A 17359-nucleotide genomic window follows, 5' to 3' on the forward strand; every position below is an offset into this window, starting at 1 on the left:
GATGTATATGTAGGGAGCAAAGACAAATTATCTACTCGCATTGTGGTTTATAAATATACGGAGGAGCAAAAACAAAAACGCCTACGTGATCGAGCTATTCGTGAAAAGAAAAAAGGAATTATATATACAGAGCGTACGAAACTTCTACAAGGAATTACGGTATATATGACAAACATTCCTACGGAATGGGTACCAAAAGAGAAAATCTATGATTTATACTCACTACGTTGGCAAATAGAACTGTTATTTAAGATATGGAAATCCTGGTTTCAAATTCATCGTTGTAAATCTATTAAACAAGAGCGATTAGAATGTCATCTTTATGGACAACTCATTAGCATCCTATTATGTTCTTCTACAATGTTTAAAATGAGAGAACTCCTGTTGCGTAAGAAGCAGAAAGAGCTAAGTGAATATAAAGCGATGTACAAAATTAAAGATCATTTTTCACTTTTTCACCAAGCATTACACAAAAACACCCAAGAGCTATCAAAGGTTCTCCTTCGTCTGTTTAACCTCCTACAGCACAACGGACGAAAATCTCATCGATACGAGAAAAAGACAGTCTTTGATATTTTGGGTGTTGTGTATGAGTATACCGCTTCTACTCATCAGGTAGCATAGTAAAAAAATTGAAGCCCATCAGGGTTTATTTGATATGCCTACTTTTATAAAATCTATAAAAGATAATAAAAAAACTATATGGAAAGACCGCATTTTGTATACAAATATACCTTAAGTTGATGGATGTGTGGTGGGCCCCCCATAAGGTTGTTTAAAATTCGGCTTTGGAGATATTTTTAAATACGTTCAACATCCAAACTAAGCCAAGGTAATTACAAATGAAAGTGCCCTATTAATATTTCAAAAAACACCTAATCTCATTCTCTTGCTATATTTTTAGTTAACCCACTTGACTATAACGCAACGTCATAGTGCATAATTTTAACTATATTAAATAAGGAGTGAAAGAAATGAATATAAAATCATTACGGTCAGATAAAATATATCGAAAAATTTTACAAGCTCCAAAAGAGGAAAAGGTTGAGTTATACAGGAAAGAAATGTTGGCTCCGTTTATGGGGAAATGGGAAATTCAATATGTTCCTTTTAAAGCTGAGGAGCCAAATGGTTTTGATGTTATTACATTGAATAATATAATGAGCATTTCTCCTAATCAGATTACAAATGAGATTACACCAGAACTAGAATTAATTTCGTCTGATTCTTTTTGGTCTGAGTGTAAAGGAGTTGTTAGGAAAAGCCTTCATTTATTTAGAGAGCATGATGTGAACCTTCGTGTATCTGATTACTTATTCACGATTCTATTAGGGAATCCCAATAGTCCTTCATTAATGTTAAATGAAGGATATAGCGGTGATGGAGGTATTCCTGGTTATATTTTGTGTACATTTGTGCCAAATGAATACACAATCCCTCGAATGAAAGCGGCTTTAGCACATGAATGTAATCATAATGTTCGATATCAATTTATTCAATGGGACCATACTGTTACTTTAGGTGAATTAATTGTTAGTGAAGGTTTAGCAGAAAATTTTGCTACTTCTATTTTGGGGGAAGATCTACTCGGACCTTGGGTATCGAAAACAACTATGGAAATGCTTAATAGACGTATTAAACCTGTGCTCAAGGATCAATTACAATTAACAGGATTTGATAAAATTGCACCGTATCTTTATGGTGACGAATTAGCAAAACTTCAAAACTATATACCAGTCAATATGCCTTATGCTGCTGGTTATGCCTGTGGATACTATTTAATTAAATACTATTTAGAAAAAACAGGTAAAAATATCTTTGAAGCCACAATAACTCCTGCCAATCAAATACTAGATGAAATAAAGGAATTTTGGGATGAAGAAACAATTTTTAACGGTTAAAGATATTGTGCAAATTACAGGCATAACAAAAAGAACCTTACAATACTATGATAAAATAAATTTATTAAAGCCAATTTACTTAACGGAAAATGGTTATCGACTCTATGATAAGAACAGTTTAGCAAGACTTCAAATGATTCTATTTTTTAAAGAAATGGACTTTTCTCTAAAGGAAATTGCGGAAGTTTTGAAACTTACGAGAGAAGAACAGCTACAATTATTAAAGAAGCATAATCAAACTTTATTGTTAAAAAAACAACATTTAGAGACAGTTATTACTGCGGTGGATGAGTATGTATCAGGAAAGGATATCTACAATTTAAATATTTTTAATAATTCATCTATTTTGCCATTACAAGAACAATATGCTCATGAAGCGAAATTCATCTATGGAGAAACAGAAAAATACAAAGAATTTGAGGAGAAACTGAAAGAACTCTCTCTTAGTGAAAAAGCGAACTTATTTCACGAATTCGAACAAAAAATGGAAAGGGTGTTTAGAAAAATTGCTTCCTATATTAATCAATCACCTACTTCCGATGAAGTACAGCAATTAATTGTAGAGTGGAAAAGTTATCTCGAACAATCTATTGTATGTGACTCTGAAATGTTGACATGTATTGCAAATACGTATAAATTTGATAATCGATTTAAAAATTATATAAATCAATTTAGTAATGAAGACTTAGCTGAATTTTTATATAACGCCATTATACATTATATCAATCAAAAGAAGCATTAATGTCGTACTTTTATAATAGGGGTCACCTTACATGGCCATTAACTTAAGAACAGAATTAAAAGAAGCTTTCGTTTACCAAAAACAACATTTAAAAAAGGAGTATTTTCATATAAATGTGCATGCTAAATAAGCCCTGGCTAGGTCTAAAAATTATACAGTTTTTTTGCCCTCTTAATCCAGTATACTCGTAAACAACACCCAAAATATTCTCATATGGGTGAGTTTTTCGTCCGTTTTAGCTAGAAATATGTCCATAAACTGTGTATATAAATCATGGAGGGTAGTTCAAAATCTAAAACCGGGATTCGTATCACAAATAAAGGATATTTTCAGAAAAAATTCACAAAATCCATTGTGAACTGTTTGTTATGTTAGAGTTTCTTTAAGTTCCTTTTATGAAAAACTGTATTTTACAAATACTACAAGTTCATTTAGGTGAAATAATAATGGAAAACCATCGTTGTATAATCAATTTATTATGAGCATGCAAGGAGGCTTGTTAGGAGTGAAAATAAGCGAACTAGCACGATTGACCAATGTCAGCATACGATCCATCCGGCATTATGACAATAAAGGACTTCTAAACGCCGATAGGTTGGAGAACGATTACCGGGATTTCGACGAATCGGCCATAGAACGAGTCAAAGCGATTCAGTTATACTTGAAGCTTGGATTAACAGCAGATGAAATTAAAGCGTTGTTCAAGAGCGAAGCGGCAAATCCTGACGAGTATGAATATTGCGAGGAGATGCTGGAAACGTATGAAAAGAAGCTAAGCAATGTGAATTATCAAATCGAAGCACTTCATGGATTAAAGAGATTACTGGAGAGGCAAATCGCTTTAACAATTAAGAAAAAGAGAACTGTTTAATGTAGACATGGCCCCTGAGCATGATGAATCGCTCCGGGGCCATTTTTGTTTGTGTTGACATTGACACTAGTGTAATCCTTTATGATTTACTTAATTTCATCTGAAAGGGGTTTTTCCATTGAAAAGTAATAGCCAAAATGAGAAAAATGGTTCTGAAACTACAAACGCGGTTGGGAACCGAAAATCGGTAACAGTCATAGGACTAGGTCCGATGGGTCAGGCGATGGCAGGCGTTTTTCTGGAGCACGGGTACTCGGTGACCGTGTGGAACCGGACTTCAAGTAAAGCAGATCAGCTTGTAGCAAGAGGAGCCATTAGGGTGTCCACGGTCAACGAGGCATTAGCTGCTAACGAGCTGGTAATCCTTAGCCTTACAGATTACAATGTGATGTACTCTATTCTGGAACCGGCTTCTGAGAATTTATTCGGTAAGGTGCTCGTTAACTTGAGTTCGGATACCCCGGAAAAAGTTCGCGAGGCGGCTAAATGGTTGGAAGACCGTGGAGCATGGCATATTACTGGAGGGGTGCAAGTTCCACCGTCAGGCATAGGTAAATCGGAATCTTACACATACTATAGTGGTGAGCGAGTGGTCTTCGAGGCTCACAGGGAGACCTTGGGAGTGTTAACAAGTACCGATTATCGGGGCGCGGACCCCGGATTAGCCATGCTATACTACCAGATACAGATGGATATATTCTGGACGGCAATGCTTAGTTACCTTCACGCTCTTGCAATCGCTAACGCGAACGGCATTACGGCGGAGCAATTCCTACCATACGCTTCAGCGACGATGTCGTCACTGCCGAAATTTATAGAGTTCTATACCCCGCTTCTCGATGAGGGTGAGCACCCTGGTGACGTGGACAGACTCGCAATGGGCTTGGCGAGCGTTGAGCACGTTGTTCATACTTCCCAAGAAGCCAGCATCGACATCGCCTTGCCAGCAACTGTTCTGGAAGTCTTCAGGCGCGGCATGAAGACTGGTCATGCCAATGATAGCTTCACCAGCCTCATTGAAATCTTCAAAAATTCCGATATTCGTTCATAAAAAATAGGCCATTCCTTTCGGGATGGCCTTTAAAGGGGCGCGGAAACATCGTCATCATTTTTGAAAAAACACGCTAAGCAAAAAATATAATGAGTTGCCTATATGGATAGCTCATTTATATAATTATCGTTCTCGGTAGTTAATTAAATAAATTATGATAGATCCCATCACAATATCACCGTCTATAGTTAGGGGACCATATAAAACACGATCAGATAGATCATCTGTTTTATGAGGGTAGCAGTTTATCGTTATTCATATTTCTCTGACCGTATCTTTTGTTTATCAGAGTTTTTTAATATAGTCCTTTCTTTAGGAGGGAAGAATCAAGCTAGTCACAACTCCTGCATGGTCAGAAGGCCATAGTGCCGTTGGTGTACGATCCTCTTGCTCTTCTCCTACAACGTCAACTTTTTCAACTTTGAAATCGCCTCGAAAGAGAATTAAGTCTATTCTAACAACTAGTTGCGAGATCAAATTTAATACATTAGCATCTTGGCAACATGTTAATCCATTGCCTTTTCCTGCGATAGTCCATGTATCTTTAAATCCAGCATTTATCAAAAGATTGTAAGATGGACCACTGCCGTCAGAATTTGAGTTGAAATCCCCTATGAATACTAAGGGAAGATCAGTCGCTCCAGGGCCAGTTAAAAGTTCGCGAGCTTGAGCCAGTTGTATTGGAAGTGTTTGGGGGATTCCAGGTGTAATGGGTTGTAAATGAGTATTTACGAGTCTAAATTTCTTTCCGGATATTTCGACATCAACAGATATAAAACCAAATAGGAGTTTTTCAACATTACCGCCAACTGGAACGGGAAGAAAAGCTTCAAAAATCTTTGTTTGTATATTTGAGAACTTAAGTCCTGAATTTTTTCGCACCAAAATAGCATCTCGATCTACAAATCGAACGTTGAAGCCGGTGCTACTAGGTAACGTAGCATCCGTAGTGTCCACTATTGCTAATACTTTATAATGCAATCCTCTTTTTTCTAACTCCTTGAGAAGAATCGAAACAAAATCATACTCTACTGCTACTTCAGAATTTTGGGGTAACAAAAGTTGCCATATTGCTGCTTCTTGAAGACCTATTATATCTGGCTTTTTTCTTGTAATTTGATTAGCAATAGCCCCTGCTCGTACCGGAAAATTTGTTGCTTGAAACAGTGTAAAGACCTCAGTAACACGTTGTGGGAGTTGCTCTGGAGTGGTTCCTGCTAAAGGCGTTAAAATAGTTCCAAAATAGATGTTCCATGTCATGATCGTTAGTGGTCCTTGGGGTTCTGGAATTGGAGGGACAGCAGGTGGAAAAGCAGGAAAAAGTCTATGACAGCATCTTTGTTTTGAAAAATATGAGTTCAAAACAATTCATCTCCTTTTTTTGAAATTTAATATAATTATATGTATTCGAATCTAGTACTTTGGCTTGTATGCTTGGTTTACGCCTAATAAAATTCATGATGTATATCTTATACATATTCGGTTAACATAACGTCCTATTATTGGTAGTTAATACATCTAGAAGTCTACAAAAATATCCTCCAGTTAAGTACTCTGGAGGATATTCATATTTACATCATCATCCTTAAAAGAAGTCACACAAAATGAAACCTCTTTAGCGCTCAAAAAGGCTTACTCTTATCTATTAATAACTATACATCGTCTTGCTCCTCTACAGATTAAACGCTCGGCTTCTCTTAATGAAATTGGAACAAGTACAGCTTCATCAACATCGTCTTCTACATCAAAAACCGCAAATGCTTCCCCACCCACGATTAAAACACAAATGAATTCTACTTCTAAATCATCATGAGACCTAGGAATACAATTAGAAATAGTACAACGTTGAATACCCGCTGCTAACAATGTTCTAGCTTCTTGCTCAGATATTCGAATAAAAACAAATTCCTCTATGGCTACATTTTCAACTTCCACTTCAATTTCTACTAGAAGAAAGAATCTGTTTCTAATTCTCACTATACAATTTGCCCCAATTGAAATAATATCTTCATTCATTCTTTTCACCTCCTTTAATACTATAAAATTCATAAAGAGGTGAAATGGTGTGGACAAGCAAACAAAAAATTTGTTTTTTTGAAATGTGAGACATCAGTTAACAACTATCATCAAAAAACAGAAAAAACAACCTACACAACAGGACATTTTTTCTGTTTTTAGTCTGTATACGATATTCAAAATTAGTTAACATAACGTCTCATTATAAGAACTAAACCTTTTCTAAACTATTAATCTCCTTCATAAGTACAGGCAGCTAGTCCAATATGTTAATAGTATATTGGACTTGAATTTGTTGTTTTAAATTTTATATTGAAAGGAATAATAGCATGTCAAAAAAATATATTTTTGATTACATCGTAATTGGTGCCGGTACTGCCGAAGGGGTAATTGCTAAAAAATTAACGGATGATAAATGTACTTCCGTGCTTGTTCTTGAAGCGGGAGCGAATATGCCAAACAGTAGTCCTTCTATTGTGACAGCAGTAAATTTAGCTAATGATAATAAGCTTTCCTTTAACGTTCTTTCTAAAACAGAGGAAACTATTGGACGGCAGCTTAAATTATCGGGTGGTCGATTAATTGGTGGAGGCTCGCAACATAATTTTATGGCTGCAGTACGTGGCAGTCGTGATCTTTATGATGCATGGGCACAATTAGTTGAAAGTAACGCATGGAATTACGATAGTATTCGCTCATTATTTATTGAAAATGAAACGTATACAGGAATGACACAAAGCCCTCAAGAACGTGGAAGTAACGGCCCTATTTTTATTAGACAACAAAACATTCCTGATTAAGGATTAATCCAAACCTTAGCACAATCCACTTCAGATGATTTAAATATACCTATTATTTAATATTAAAATACAAATATAATAGAATGAAGAACATGATAGTAATTGAATTGTAATTCTTTAATTGCTTGTTATACAACTTGTTAAAAACATTCTGGACATAATAGAAAAAACGAAGGAATTAAGAGAAGAGACAAATGAAGAAAGGATAGAAAATAATAAAATAAAAGCCCTGTGGTTCGTCGCAACCTACCAAGAAGCAAACGAATCACAAGACGCTAAAACAAGGGGAGGGCAACCTCCCTCTTCTTTAAATTATAACACAATTACCAATCCTAAATACATATGGAACATTAACGTTAATCCCTATAAATAAAATAAGTGACAGGTCTAATATAAAAAACAATTAAAAATTTTAGGGGAAATTTCTAAAAAACTTAGTTTCTTAGTTAAAAGTAACAATAATTCAAGTAGAAGTATTATTTTTGAACTTTATAAATATTGAACAAGGGAGAGGAGATATTTTTATGGATTCAAAAACTTATGAAAAGCTACAGGGACTACGTAGATATAAAGAGCCAATTCAAGCAGTATTGAGAACGGTTAAAAGACACGATAAAGACGATCCAGATACTGAATATGCTGAGTTTGCCCTTGAAAATGGTAAGATTATAGGTATTTGTAAAAAAGAAGACTTCTCTGATTACTCTTTTAGAAGTATTACTCAATTCACAGGTAATATTTTTAATGTAGTAATTACACAAATGTCTGATGAACTGGATATAAATAAAGTACAGGTTTCAGTAAAAGAAGCTAGCAGGAGATCGGCAGATGCGTTAATTCGTGAGTTAATAGAATTGGAGCAAGATGAAAGACTTCAAGTACCTACTTACAAAGCTGAGGTAACTGGATATAACATGAATGCTCAGGTTCCTACTATATTCTTACGCATCAATGGTGCGGAATGCTTCATGAAATTACATGAACTAAACTATGGAAGAGTGTATAAAAACGCTGTGGATCGCTATGCACCAATTGGTGAACGTATCCCAGTTAAGGTTCTACAATTTAATCCAGAACAGCGACTAATCCACGTTTCTAGAAAAGCTGCCGTGGAAAATCCTTATCAGTTATTATCTGAATTAGCTGAAGGGGATACAATTGTAGGAAGGGTTGTAAATGTTGACCCGCGTTTTGGTGTTTTTGTTGAATTGGACCAAGGCTGCACAATTAAAGGAATTGTCCCTAAAACAATCGAACAGCCAGTATTGGATGACGTAGTAAGTATGAGAATTGTAAGTGTGGATGTGGAAAAAGAGAGAGGGTCGGGGGTTATCTTTAAGTTTCCATTTGGACGCAAAAAAGTTAACAATCCAACGGCGTTTTTATATAACTAATGAGTGCGCCGCAGGTTTCCGTACAAGAGAATGGAAAGGCGGTTCAATATTGGCTTAATAGGGACGAATCGTTATCACTTTGGGATGACCCCTCTTTACAGGGGGGACCAATTTTTCCAGATAAATTTAAACCCCTCACAGATTTACGTAGTATATATGACAGAATTAATTCAGGTTTTATAAATGAAAAAGACAATTTAATACTAAAGCTTATTTGGGATTCATTAGCGATTACTGAAGCTCAAATTAAAAATTTTGTGGAATCTAAAATTAGTAGGTCACAGGTTTCAGAATCGCTGAAAAAACTGGTACTGTATGGATTTGTTAGTAGATGGGAAATAAAATCGGGGCTATTTCCAGATCAACCCAAAACCTCTGCTCCAATCACTTTAAATACTGCTGGTCATTTGATGATGTGGGCTTATCATAACCGTAATACAAACTATGCTTTAAAGCCAGAACAGTGGTTAAGGCTTGGAGTAGTAGGGGTACAAAGATTTGTCACTATGAATCAAATAAAATATGAGTTTGCAGTAGACCAACAGCTATTAAAAAACTGGTGCTGGTATCCAAAGCTAAAAGGTACTGGTAGTGGTTATAATCCAATTGCTGTTGGAGAAATTAAAACTCCGATTGGAAATCAAAACTTCATATTTGAAAGGGTGCAACAGGGGCAGCGATATGCACAACATATAAAATCACGATTGAAAATTTGGGAAGATCAAATTCAAAATGGACCAAATAATTTATTGAACTTCGAAAATACGAAGAGTTTACCAGGTATTTTTATTTTATCTATATCTAATCTCGCTTTTGCAGAACACGTTAGAAAGGAGCTCACTTTAGACTTACGTAAGATTCCTATAATGCTCGTAATAGACGAATGTATTCACAGTGAGGGATTCGCAAAATCTTTTTATATCTCGACACAAAACGGAATTCAGCAAGCACCATTACCATTTTTGAGATAACAAGAGCTGCTTCAGGTAAATACGCTGAAGCGGCTCTCTGTTGTTTTAACGATGAATCGATATTCACAACTCAACTTTTGTTTGAAATATATCTAATTTTATTTTTTATATATTGATTAATAATTTCTAACATACCACTGCGAGAAAAAACGGCTGTTTTTGATACTTTTTTTGCTAATTTTATTAACGGAGTCATTATAGAATTTGCTAAGTAGTTACTACCTATCATTTTGGATATATATTGTTTTGTATCAATTGATAAAATTTGACTGGGTTCTATGTTTGATCATATGGTTTTTGCAATATGGTAATCACCTTGGGAGAAAAGTGCTGCATTTAAAGCTCCAACAGATGTACCTGAAACGGCACAAATATTATCACTAATACCGTATTCATTGAATGCTTTCCATACACCTATGTGATAGGCTCCTTTACCATCACCAGCTAGAATAAAATCAACTTCTGTCATCAAATACACTTCTTTCTATACTAGAATTTCCTGATAATATTATAATAAAAAAACATAATATGAAGAAAAAATAACTTGGTAGTTGTAGTTAAAAAGTAAATATGTTTATAAATCATAAAAACATTTCTTTTATTATGATTTATTGTTTTTATCGATTAGGAGAATCAACTATTATATATTGAAAATTAAGATAACTAAGGATATTATATAGATAAGACTTTCTTTTTTTCTTACTTTTCATAATCAATTACTAATATAACCCTTTCGGGGCTATGATTTTGTAGAGCAAAACTGCTTGCAATTATTCATATACCTGAAAGGTTTTTTTATATTTAAAAACAATTAAGTTGGTCCCATTATTTAGATATTTTATATAAAGAGAGTGCGATGAGTTGTTAAGTTGTAATGTGAAAACACTACGAGTTATTAAAATTAAAACATTAAGGGAGGAAATTATAATGATAGGTGAAACTTTTAAAAATTTGCTAATAAGTCTGGCTGGTTTAATAGTGGGATTAAGTACTATATATTTAATAATTAAATACAGCTTCAAATTAGCAGTAGAAAAAGCTATACCTAACTTAATAGCCTATGCCAGCTTATATTTACCAGGAGTTATAACGTTTGGCTTAGTTGGATATTTTTCGAATTCATGGATTTTTGGAATTGTAATGGGTGTCATAGTTGAAGCAATTCGTTTCTATGGGTTAGGAAGAATACTAAATCAAATATCCTCTTCTTCAAGAGCGATGAAAGTGAAAAATGCTATATCAAAAGCAAATAAAAAAGTAAATATTAAAAATAAACTTTTAGAGATCATTGAAGCTTCTGAAGTTAACATAGAAAAAGAGAGCAGGTCACAAGAGAAACCAGCAATTGAACTAAAAAAAGAAAAAGAGAAAATTATAAAAACAGAAAAGCGAGAAATAATTGATGATGCAGATGAAGTTAAAGAGTCAGAAGGAATGGAAGGATTAGAACGTATTGCAGTACTTAAACACCTGGAAATGGTCGCAGAAACTAAAGATGATGTAATAGTGGAAAATGGTATGACGGTAAAACGTAAGCGTAAACAAGCTGAAAGTACACCAGATACACAGAAAATCTATGAACAACTAAAACTAGTTATATTAAGTAGGAATTCAGAAAAGAAAAATGATGAAATGAGTTTTTAGTTTCTCTTTAAAGTGTAATATTATAGGAAAAGTTATAAAGATAAAGTGTTTTATGAGGGGGATATTAATTTAAAAATAGTAGGAGCCGAAGAATATTTAAAACAAAGCGCCTTGGAAAAAATTGAGCATTTAAAGAATTTATATAAGGATGTTAAAAATGAGGAATTAGATATAGAAATAGAGGTGCATGTGGAATCAAAAAGACCATTTTGTCGGAATCACAAATTTTTATAGGTTTAGACAACCTGATAACATAAGAGCCTGTTTGCATGTGCTACCTTTTTTTATGTACAATAGTAATAAGATATGATATAGACAGGGAGAGGAAATCCATGTCCACTAAATTAGTGAATTTACGCATTGATTTTGCTTTTAAACAGTTATTTGGAAAAAGGAAATGAGGAAATTTTAACGGGTTTCTTAAATGCGATTTTAGAGGAATCTTTAGATGCACCTATTACATCGCTACAATTAGATGATCCACATCTCCATAAATCTTATGAAGATGATAAGTTATCGATTTTAGACCTATTAGCAACACTAGATAATGGGACGCAAGTAAATATTGAAATTCAGCTTCGAAATACTCATGATATGGTGAAGCGATCTTTATATTACTGGAGTAAACTTTATACATCTCAAATGCAAGAAGGGATGCCATATCGTTCACTTCGAAAAACAATTACGATTAACGTATTAGACTTTATTTTATTTTCTCAGGAAGATGCATTTCATACCATCGGACAATTATGGAATACAAAAATGCAGCAACTATTAAGTGACGACATTGAAATCCATTTTGTAGAGATACCAAAATTGGTAAAACAATGGCGTGAAGAAAAAGTAAACCCGTGGGAAAATACATTTGTTCGTTGGATGTTATTATTACCAGCACATGAAGATGAACATTTAACTCCATTGGAGGAGATTGCGATGAATCAAGATACAATTTTACAAAAGGCAATAAATAAATGGGGAAATATGAGCCATGATTCTTCTTTCCGAACAGCATATGAAGCTCGAGAGAAATTACTTCTAGATGAACAAGCTAAGTTAGCCCATGCAGAACAAGAGGGCATGGAAAAAGGTATTGAGCAAGGTAAGATGCAGATGATTCGAGGGATGTATGAAATTGGTGTACCGCTTGAAACTATTGCAAAAGCAAGTAAGTTGAGTGTGGAAGAAATAGAACGTATCTTGAAATTAAAGTAAATATATATGAACCGACAGTACTTATAAATAAAAGAAAATAGATTTTCATTATCATGATACGTTTAATAGAAACGCATTGCTGAAGATTTTGGCAGTGCTTTTTCTTAATCAATTTTTTGATGTTTTTCATGCTGCTCACAATTATTCAGAAAAGTTGAAAGAAGAACGTGAAATGTATTCACGATTAATAAATCTGATGCAAATCTGATGTAATGTTGAAGACAGAATACTTCAGTAATTCAATGTTTTTTAATGATTCTTCCCACGTTTGTTCCCCCAACTATGTAAAATTTAAGATTGCAACGTAATAATAACATAGTGAATATCTTTATATTGTTTATTATGTCGAAAGGGAATAAAAAGATAGTTTAGAAATTTCAGACTGCATTTCTGTCCTATGGCCTATTTTTCCCCGTATCTCATATTCATAAAGAAAAGACACCCTAAGGTGCCTTCCCCGACTTGAACCATCAAAAACCTGAAATTTTTACATTTTTATAGAAATTATTAGGAGAATACTTCCTATTTTTATGTTAAACTATTTGAGCTAGTATTTGTATTAATATTAGGGGGATGAATAGTATGTTGGGCGATTTCAATATGAATTCTAGTAATTATGAAAGTGGTGCTGAAATCTTAGAATTATTAGGCAGTTTAAGTCGTTTATTAATTGTACGTGAATTGATTGTAAGTGGGACTTTGACAGTTTCCCAGTTGAACGCTGCGACGCATATTTCGGAACCTATGATTTTACAACATTTACGCAAACTAACTAAAGGTAATATGGTAATTATCGAGCGCAAGGGTACAAAGCTTTATTGTAGAGTAGAAGATAAGAAGATCATTGAGATTATTGATTTATTAGGATTATCATATTAGGTTCTATTCTATGTCTTTTTTGAATTCAAACACTTTATAAATAAAACAATAACCAAAAGAAAAGACACCCATATAAGAGTGCCTTTTCCGATAGTTTTTTAGCAGAAGCAAGAAGCTCCAACAATGATTAATAAAATAAATAAAACAACTAATAAGGCAAATCCTCCGCCACAACTACCGCAACTACCACCAAAGCCCATTTTAATCTCTCCTTTGAGTAGGAGGGGAAAATTAAGGTCACTCATGTATTTTAATGGATTCACTTTACCTTATGTTTTTAAGGATTAATTGAGCAGGTCCGTTTGAAAATAAAGAAAAGACACCCTAAGGTGCCTTCCTCCGACTTGAACCACTTTAATTTTAATAATATGTATTGGACTCCCATCCAAAGATAATTCTAACATGTTTTCATATAAATGAAAGCGGATTCTTTAACTTACTTAATTACTTTGTCCATAACTTCTTTATATTTGTTAAATTGGGCATCTTCCATATCACCATTCATTTGTATAAGGAAGTTACCTTTTGCGTAAGTATGAGAGAATAGCATCTGATTACCATTACCTAAATCGTCATAGTATTTCTTAGCTTTCTCAAGATCTTCTTTGTTTTTAAACTCAAATATTCTACCACCACTATCTTCACCTAATGCTGGAACAAGAATGCGTTTTGCTTCTTTTCTAGTATTTCCAAATTCTTTTTCTGGTAGGTCACTAGGATTGTCAGCTTCTAATCCTGCAGCTTTAAATTCTTCAATTACCATACCAACCGTGGCATTACTTGTCATTGATTTAACGCTGTCACAAGCGGATAAACCAAATAATAATAGAGCTCCAATAAGTAATACTGCTAATCTTTTAAACATAGTTTTTCATTCCTCCTAATGTAAATAAATCCGTAAATATAATAATAAATTATTTATCTTTATATTGTTATATATTGTCTAATGGAAATAAAAAAGGTGTGCCGTAGCCCCCTTTTTTTAAAAATTACTATATCTGTAATGATCCGACTAAGTTTATTACTCTGTTTTATCAAGATCATCCGATAATTTCTTTAAAATATACGTGCTTCCTTCTTCTCTTCATCTGTTAACTTTGCAGTCTTACTCTTTGCTTCAAGTGATTTAAGGATATTACGTAAGGAAATCAAACAAAATAGTTATAAAAAAAGACCCCTTACGGAAAGATAAGAGACCATCAAAAAATGTTGTATTTGAAACACGTGATGTTTCATAAAGATATTATAAATTAATTTATATACTACGTATAATAAATATAAAAGTTTGTGAAAATAATAAAAGTGTATAAAATCCGTATTTAAATGAAGAAGCCCTAGAGTTAGGGCTCTAGGGCTTCTTGTTTTGGTATATCTCACACGGTTTTATAAAAAGAATAGAACGTACTGAAGATAACATATGAATGTTTCATAAATGTATCGAAAAAGTGAACAAAATTGCTATTGCAGAAGGAGTAAAAATGAAGTTTCTAATAATTAAGTACATAAAAGGTGTTATTTCCAGTGGATAAAATGCGCGTGAGGCACCTAATCATTATTTTACCAGAGGAAAAGAATATGTTATGAACTTTGTTGAATGAAAAAATGAATATTTTACTTTAAGCGAAGTTAATGAAATATATTTTGGGGGTTATATCAATGATTGTTATCTCGATGGACACTTTAACTTTATAAAAGTCCTAGAAGAAAAACACAACTATGAGGAATTGTAAGCTATAAAAGTGAACAAAATCGTTTTTAAAATAAAAGAAACCCCGATTGTCTGCGGGGCTTCTAAGGGTAATCGTCAAGTAATGACGTACTCGACTAAATAAACATATCATGAGTTTTTTGGTGAAAATACTGGTAAATGTGTCCAAATGAGTAAGGGCATCATTTTGAACAAAAACGCTATTTTAATAAAAAAAGAGCTTGCAAGGAAACAAGCTCTAACGTAATTGAGATGTCTATATATTACCATTCATTTCATTATAATTCCATCCGTTGTGGTTGAGAAATAAAGTATAAGCAATTTAATAAAAATTTTTATTTTGTAGAAATAAAAACCCTAGTTTCCTAGGGTAATGGTATAACAGCCAAATATATTTTATTCTTTTATATCGTAACTTAATATTACGTTAAAAACATCAGGGAAATGTAACCAATTGCAGAAAATAAAAGAGCAGCCAGCAAAAGCTAACTGCTCATCTCCAAGGGGGAATGGAGAAAATATAATGTTGTCTACAGTATTGACGGAATATTGAGTTTTATTCAATGTGAGATTCAGATTTAAATTAAAATCTCAGCAATTAATATTATCATTCTTACAAGAAACAAGCGTATAACAAAATCCTTATTTGAATAAAGAAGCCCTAGGGTTAGGGGATCTAGGGCTTCCTGTGTTGGTATATCTCACAAAATATTATAAAAAGAAAAGAACTTACTGAAGATAACGCATAAATGTATCAAAAAAGTGAACAAAATCGTTATTTGATTAAAAGAAAAAAGAGCACAAGTTGATATGAACTCTAAAATAATCATTTTAAAATCTATTAAATTGTTTCTTTTGTATTAGGGGTATCAAATTTATCAATTAACTTAAAGATTGCTTCTAAAAGAATTGTAGATAAAATCGCAAAGATTAATACAGCATGTGGTGATAATTGTACTGCTGTGAAATTAAGGTTTGCTAGCCAAAAATATCCGACATACATTGTCAGGAATGTACTAACAATTGAAATTGTAAATCCTAAGAAACCTAATTCTTTTAGCTTTTCTTCAGATAATTTAAATACGTGTAATATGAAAGAGAAGATAATCCCAACTATGAAAAATCCAATACATAGGGTTAATAGTGAAATTATACTAGGGTATTCAACGTCATCAGGCATCCATTGTTTCATTTCTACAATTATTGCTGTAGGGAGCGCGATAGGTATTAATAGTGGTGATACTATTAGAAAAATTGCCAATAGTCTATTGCTGTTGTTTGTCTTATTGTTGTGATTATTCATAAAGCCTCCAAAAATAATTTTAAAATTAATATCCTAGTGGATTTTAGCACATAAGCATTAGTAAGGCCACAGTCAAAAAAAGTGGATTTAAACAAAAGTACTGTTTGAATAAAAAGAAGTTCAATACGGGGGAGAATAGTCATCTCTTATGCTGGGGAGGTTAACGGATATCCAAATTTATTAAGGGTGATTATATGTTGAACAGCAAAGTGGTTATTTTGCTTTTGGGAATTATAATAGCAGTTTTATTTTTAAAGCCGCTAGATACCAAAGCAGTAAATATTGATAATCAAGATTTTTATAATTCTTACAATACTTTATTAGCACCATATGCAAGCAAAGCTATCAGAAATAAGCTTGGGCCAAATCATCAGTATAGTTTAACGGACGCAAAAATTTTAAAAGTTGAACGGTTTCCAAAAGAAAATTTTAGTTTTATCGTTACAGTTCAATATAAAACTTATACAGGCGCTCATAATCCTCCGAATGGCATAGAAACCGTTACTTTTAATATAGATCCAAGTGGAGTAAAAGTTATAAATTTTGTTCATAAAGATGCTTAAAAAAGAAGTGATATCCTTCACACATTGATTAGGGGGATATTCCAATTAATAAATATAATATAAATTTCATTTTGTATTAATTTAAAACACGAAAAGAGCACTTAATAAAGTGCTCTCATGACAAGATAATTCATTTGTAAAGACTATTTCAATTTATAAAGAGAGGAACACAGAATATTATATGTGTGCCCAGTTAATGGAGTGCTTTTTACAAACAAAAAGCAGCTAGCAAAAGCTAACTGCTCCTTATAAGGAGATACAGAGAAAACTACTTCAAATGAGTTGTGGCATACAGCTTATATAC

At 33.2% G+C, this 17359-nt stretch carries 16 protein-coding genes and 2 pseudogenes; 12 read left to right on the top strand and 6 right to left on the bottom strand.

Annotated features, from left to right (window positions below):
- The 5 genes from JDS92_RS26315 to JDS92_RS26335 all read left to right on the top strand — a co-directional run.
- On the top strand, nt 1-624 hold a 624-nt coding region (locus JDS92_RS26315; protein ID WP_199632761.1), incomplete at its 5' end, for a transposase.
- A 350-nt stretch (nt 625-974) separates the two neighbouring features.
- Nucleotides 975-1901 (top strand): DUF2268 domain-containing putative Zn-dependent protease, encoded by a 927-nt coding sequence (locus JDS92_RS26320; RefSeq protein WP_199632762.1) that lies wholly within the window; start codon nt 975-977, stop codon nt 1899-1901.
- Nucleotides 1876-2643, top strand: a complete 768-nt coding sequence (locus tag JDS92_RS26325; protein WP_199632763.1) for a MerR family transcriptional regulator — start codon at nt 1876-1878, stop codon at nt 2641-2643. Before JDS92_RS26320 ends, JDS92_RS26325 begins: the two co-directional genes overlap by 26 nt.
- A 505-nt stretch (nt 2644-3148) precedes the next feature.
- Nucleotides 3149-3514 (top strand): MerR family transcriptional regulator, encoded by a 366-nt coding sequence (locus JDS92_RS26330; protein WP_016514119.1) that lies wholly within the window; start codon nt 3149-3151, stop codon nt 3512-3514.
- Between the two features lie 118 nt (nt 3515-3632).
- Nucleotides 3633-4565, top strand: coding sequence for an NAD(P)-dependent oxidoreductase (locus JDS92_RS26335; RefSeq protein WP_199632764.1), 933 nt, complete (start codon nt 3633-3635; stop codon nt 4563-4565).
- Nucleotides 4566-4877: 312 nt separating this feature from the next.
- Here the strand turns inward: JDS92_RS26335 and JDS92_RS26340 are convergent, their stop codons facing one another.
- Complete coding sequence (locus JDS92_RS26340; RefSeq protein ID WP_199632765.1) at nt 4878-5927, bottom strand: endonuclease/exonuclease/phosphatase family protein; 1050 nt, start codon at nt 5925-5927, stop codon at nt 4878-4880.
- Between the two features lie 276 nt (nt 5928-6203).
- Nucleotides 6204-6581 carry a hypothetical protein gene (locus JDS92_RS26345; RefSeq protein WP_199632766.1) on the bottom strand — a complete coding sequence of 126 codons (378 nt, stop codon included), beginning with the start codon at nt 6579-6581 and terminating at the stop codon, nt 6204-6206.
- 329 nt (nt 6582-6910) lie between these two features.
- Here JDS92_RS26345 and JDS92_RS26350 point away from each other — a divergent pair.
- The 3 genes and pseudogenes from JDS92_RS26350 to JDS92_RS26360 all read left to right on the top strand — a co-directional run.
- Nucleotides 6911-7378 (top strand): annotated as a pseudogene (locus JDS92_RS26350) (GMC family oxidoreductase N-terminal domain-containing protein); the annotation flags it as partial.
- A gap of 527 nt (nt 7379-7905) precedes the next feature.
- Nucleotides 7906-8775, top strand: coding sequence for an RNA-binding protein (locus JDS92_RS26355; protein WP_199632768.1), 870 nt, complete (start codon nt 7906-7908; stop codon nt 8773-8775).
- Entirely contained in the window at nt 8775-9746 is a 972-nt protein-coding gene (locus tag JDS92_RS26360; protein WP_199632769.1) for a hypothetical protein, read from the top strand. The genes JDS92_RS26355 and JDS92_RS26360 overlap by 1 nt, the downstream gene beginning before the upstream one ends.
- Nucleotides 9747-10032: 286 nt before the next feature.
- Here JDS92_RS26360 and JDS92_RS26365 read toward each other — a convergent pair whose 3' ends face one another.
- On the bottom strand, nt 10033-10215 hold the full coding sequence (locus tag JDS92_RS26365; RefSeq protein ID WP_199632770.1) for a patatin-like phospholipase family protein: 183 nt from the start codon (nt 10213-10215) through the stop codon (nt 10033-10035).
- 458 nt (nt 10216-10673) lie between these two features.
- Here JDS92_RS26365 and JDS92_RS26370 point away from each other — a divergent pair, with 458 nt between their 5' ends.
- The 3 genes and pseudogenes from JDS92_RS26370 (at nt 10674) to JDS92_RS26380 (ending at nt 13481) form a co-directional block, all read left to right on the top strand.
- The gene (locus JDS92_RS26370; RefSeq protein WP_199632771.1) at nt 10674-11390 is read left to right on the top strand and encodes a hypothetical protein; all 717 of its coding nucleotides are present in this window, start codon (nt 10674-10676) and stop codon (nt 11388-11390) included.
- Nucleotides 11391-11722: 332 nt separating this feature from the next.
- Nucleotides 11723-12602, top strand: a pseudogene (locus tag JDS92_RS26375) (Rpn family recombination-promoting nuclease/putative transposase).
- 582 nt (nt 12603-13184) lie between these two features.
- Nucleotides 13185-13481 carry an ArsR/SmtB family transcription factor gene (locus JDS92_RS26380; RefSeq protein WP_199632772.1) on the top strand — a complete coding sequence of 99 codons (297 nt, stop codon included), beginning with the start codon at nt 13185-13187 and terminating at the stop codon, nt 13479-13481.
- A gap of 98 nt (nt 13482-13579) precedes the next feature.
- Here the strand turns inward: JDS92_RS26380 and JDS92_RS26385 are convergent, their stop codons facing one another.
- The 3 genes from JDS92_RS26385 to JDS92_RS26395 form a co-directional block, all read right to left on the bottom strand.
- Entirely contained in the window at nt 13580-13681 is a 102-nt protein-coding gene (locus JDS92_RS26385) for a YjcZ family sporulation protein (protein WP_079995239.1), read from the bottom strand.
- A 236-nt stretch (nt 13682-13917) separates the two neighbouring features.
- Nucleotides 13918-14346, bottom strand: coding sequence for a stress protein (locus JDS92_RS26390; RefSeq protein WP_199632773.1), 429 nt, complete (start codon nt 14344-14346; stop codon nt 13918-13920).
- A 1684-nt stretch (nt 14347-16030) separates the two neighbouring features.
- Nucleotides 16031-16492: an epimerase gene (locus JDS92_RS26395; RefSeq protein WP_199632774.1), complete on the bottom strand. Its 462-nt coding sequence runs from the start codon at nt 16490-16492 to the stop codon at nt 16031-16033.
- 194 nt (nt 16493-16686) lie between these two features.
- Here JDS92_RS26395 and JDS92_RS26400 point away from each other — a divergent pair, with 194 nt between their 5' ends.
- Nucleotides 16687-17055 carry a DUF3888 domain-containing protein gene (locus tag JDS92_RS26400; RefSeq protein WP_098000424.1) on the top strand — a complete coding sequence of 123 codons (369 nt, stop codon included), beginning with the start codon at nt 16687-16689 and terminating at the stop codon, nt 17053-17055.
- The last annotated feature ends 304 nt before the right edge of the window (nt 17056-17359 follow it).

The organism is Bacillus cereus group sp. N12 (assembly GCF_016483575.1).
In the GTDB taxonomy this organism is placed as follows: Bacteria; Bacillota; Bacilli; order Bacillales; family Bacillaceae_G; genus Bacillus_A; species Bacillus_A toyonensis.

Coding starts and splice junctions, on each gene's coding strand:
- JDS92_RS26360 (WP_199632769.1), top strand. CDS start 8,775: ATGAGTGCGCCGCAGGTTTCCGTACAAGAGAATGGAAAGGCGGTTCAA.
- JDS92_RS26355 (WP_199632768.1), top strand. CDS start 7,906: ATGGATTCAAAAACTTATGAAAAGCTACAGGGACTACGTAGATATAAA.
- JDS92_RS26320 (WP_199632762.1), top strand. CDS start 975: ATGAATATAAAATCATTACGGTCAGATAAAATATATCGAAAAATTTTA.
- JDS92_RS26370 (WP_199632771.1), top strand. CDS start 10,674: ATGATAGGTGAAACTTTTAAAAATTTGCTAATAAGTCTGGCTGGTTTA.
- JDS92_RS26395 (WP_199632774.1), bottom strand. CDS start 16,492: ATGAATAATCACAACAATAAGACAAACAACAGCAATAGACTATTGGCA.
- JDS92_RS26380 (WP_199632772.1), top strand. CDS start 13,185: ATGTTGGGCGATTTCAATATGAATTCTAGTAATTATGAAAGTGGTGCT.
- JDS92_RS26345 (WP_199632766.1), bottom strand. CDS start 6,581: ATGAATGAAGATATTATTTCAATTGGGGCAAATTGTATAGTGAGAATT.
- JDS92_RS26390 (WP_199632773.1), bottom strand. CDS start 14,346: ATGTTTAAAAGATTAGCAGTATTACTTATTGGAGCTCTATTATTATTT.
- JDS92_RS26365 (WP_199632770.1), bottom strand. CDS start 10,215: ATGACAGAAGTTGATTTTATTCTAGCTGGTGATGGTAAAGGAGCCTAT.
- JDS92_RS26400 (WP_098000424.1), top strand. CDS start 16,687: ATGTTGAACAGCAAAGTGGTTATTTTGCTTTTGGGAATTATAATAGCA.
- JDS92_RS26385 (WP_079995239.1), bottom strand. CDS start 13,681: ATGGGCTTTGGTGGTAGTTGCGGTAGTTGTGGCGGAGGATTTGCCTTA.
- JDS92_RS26325 (WP_199632763.1), top strand. CDS start 1,876: ATGAAGAAACAATTTTTAACGGTTAAAGATATTGTGCAAATTACAGGC.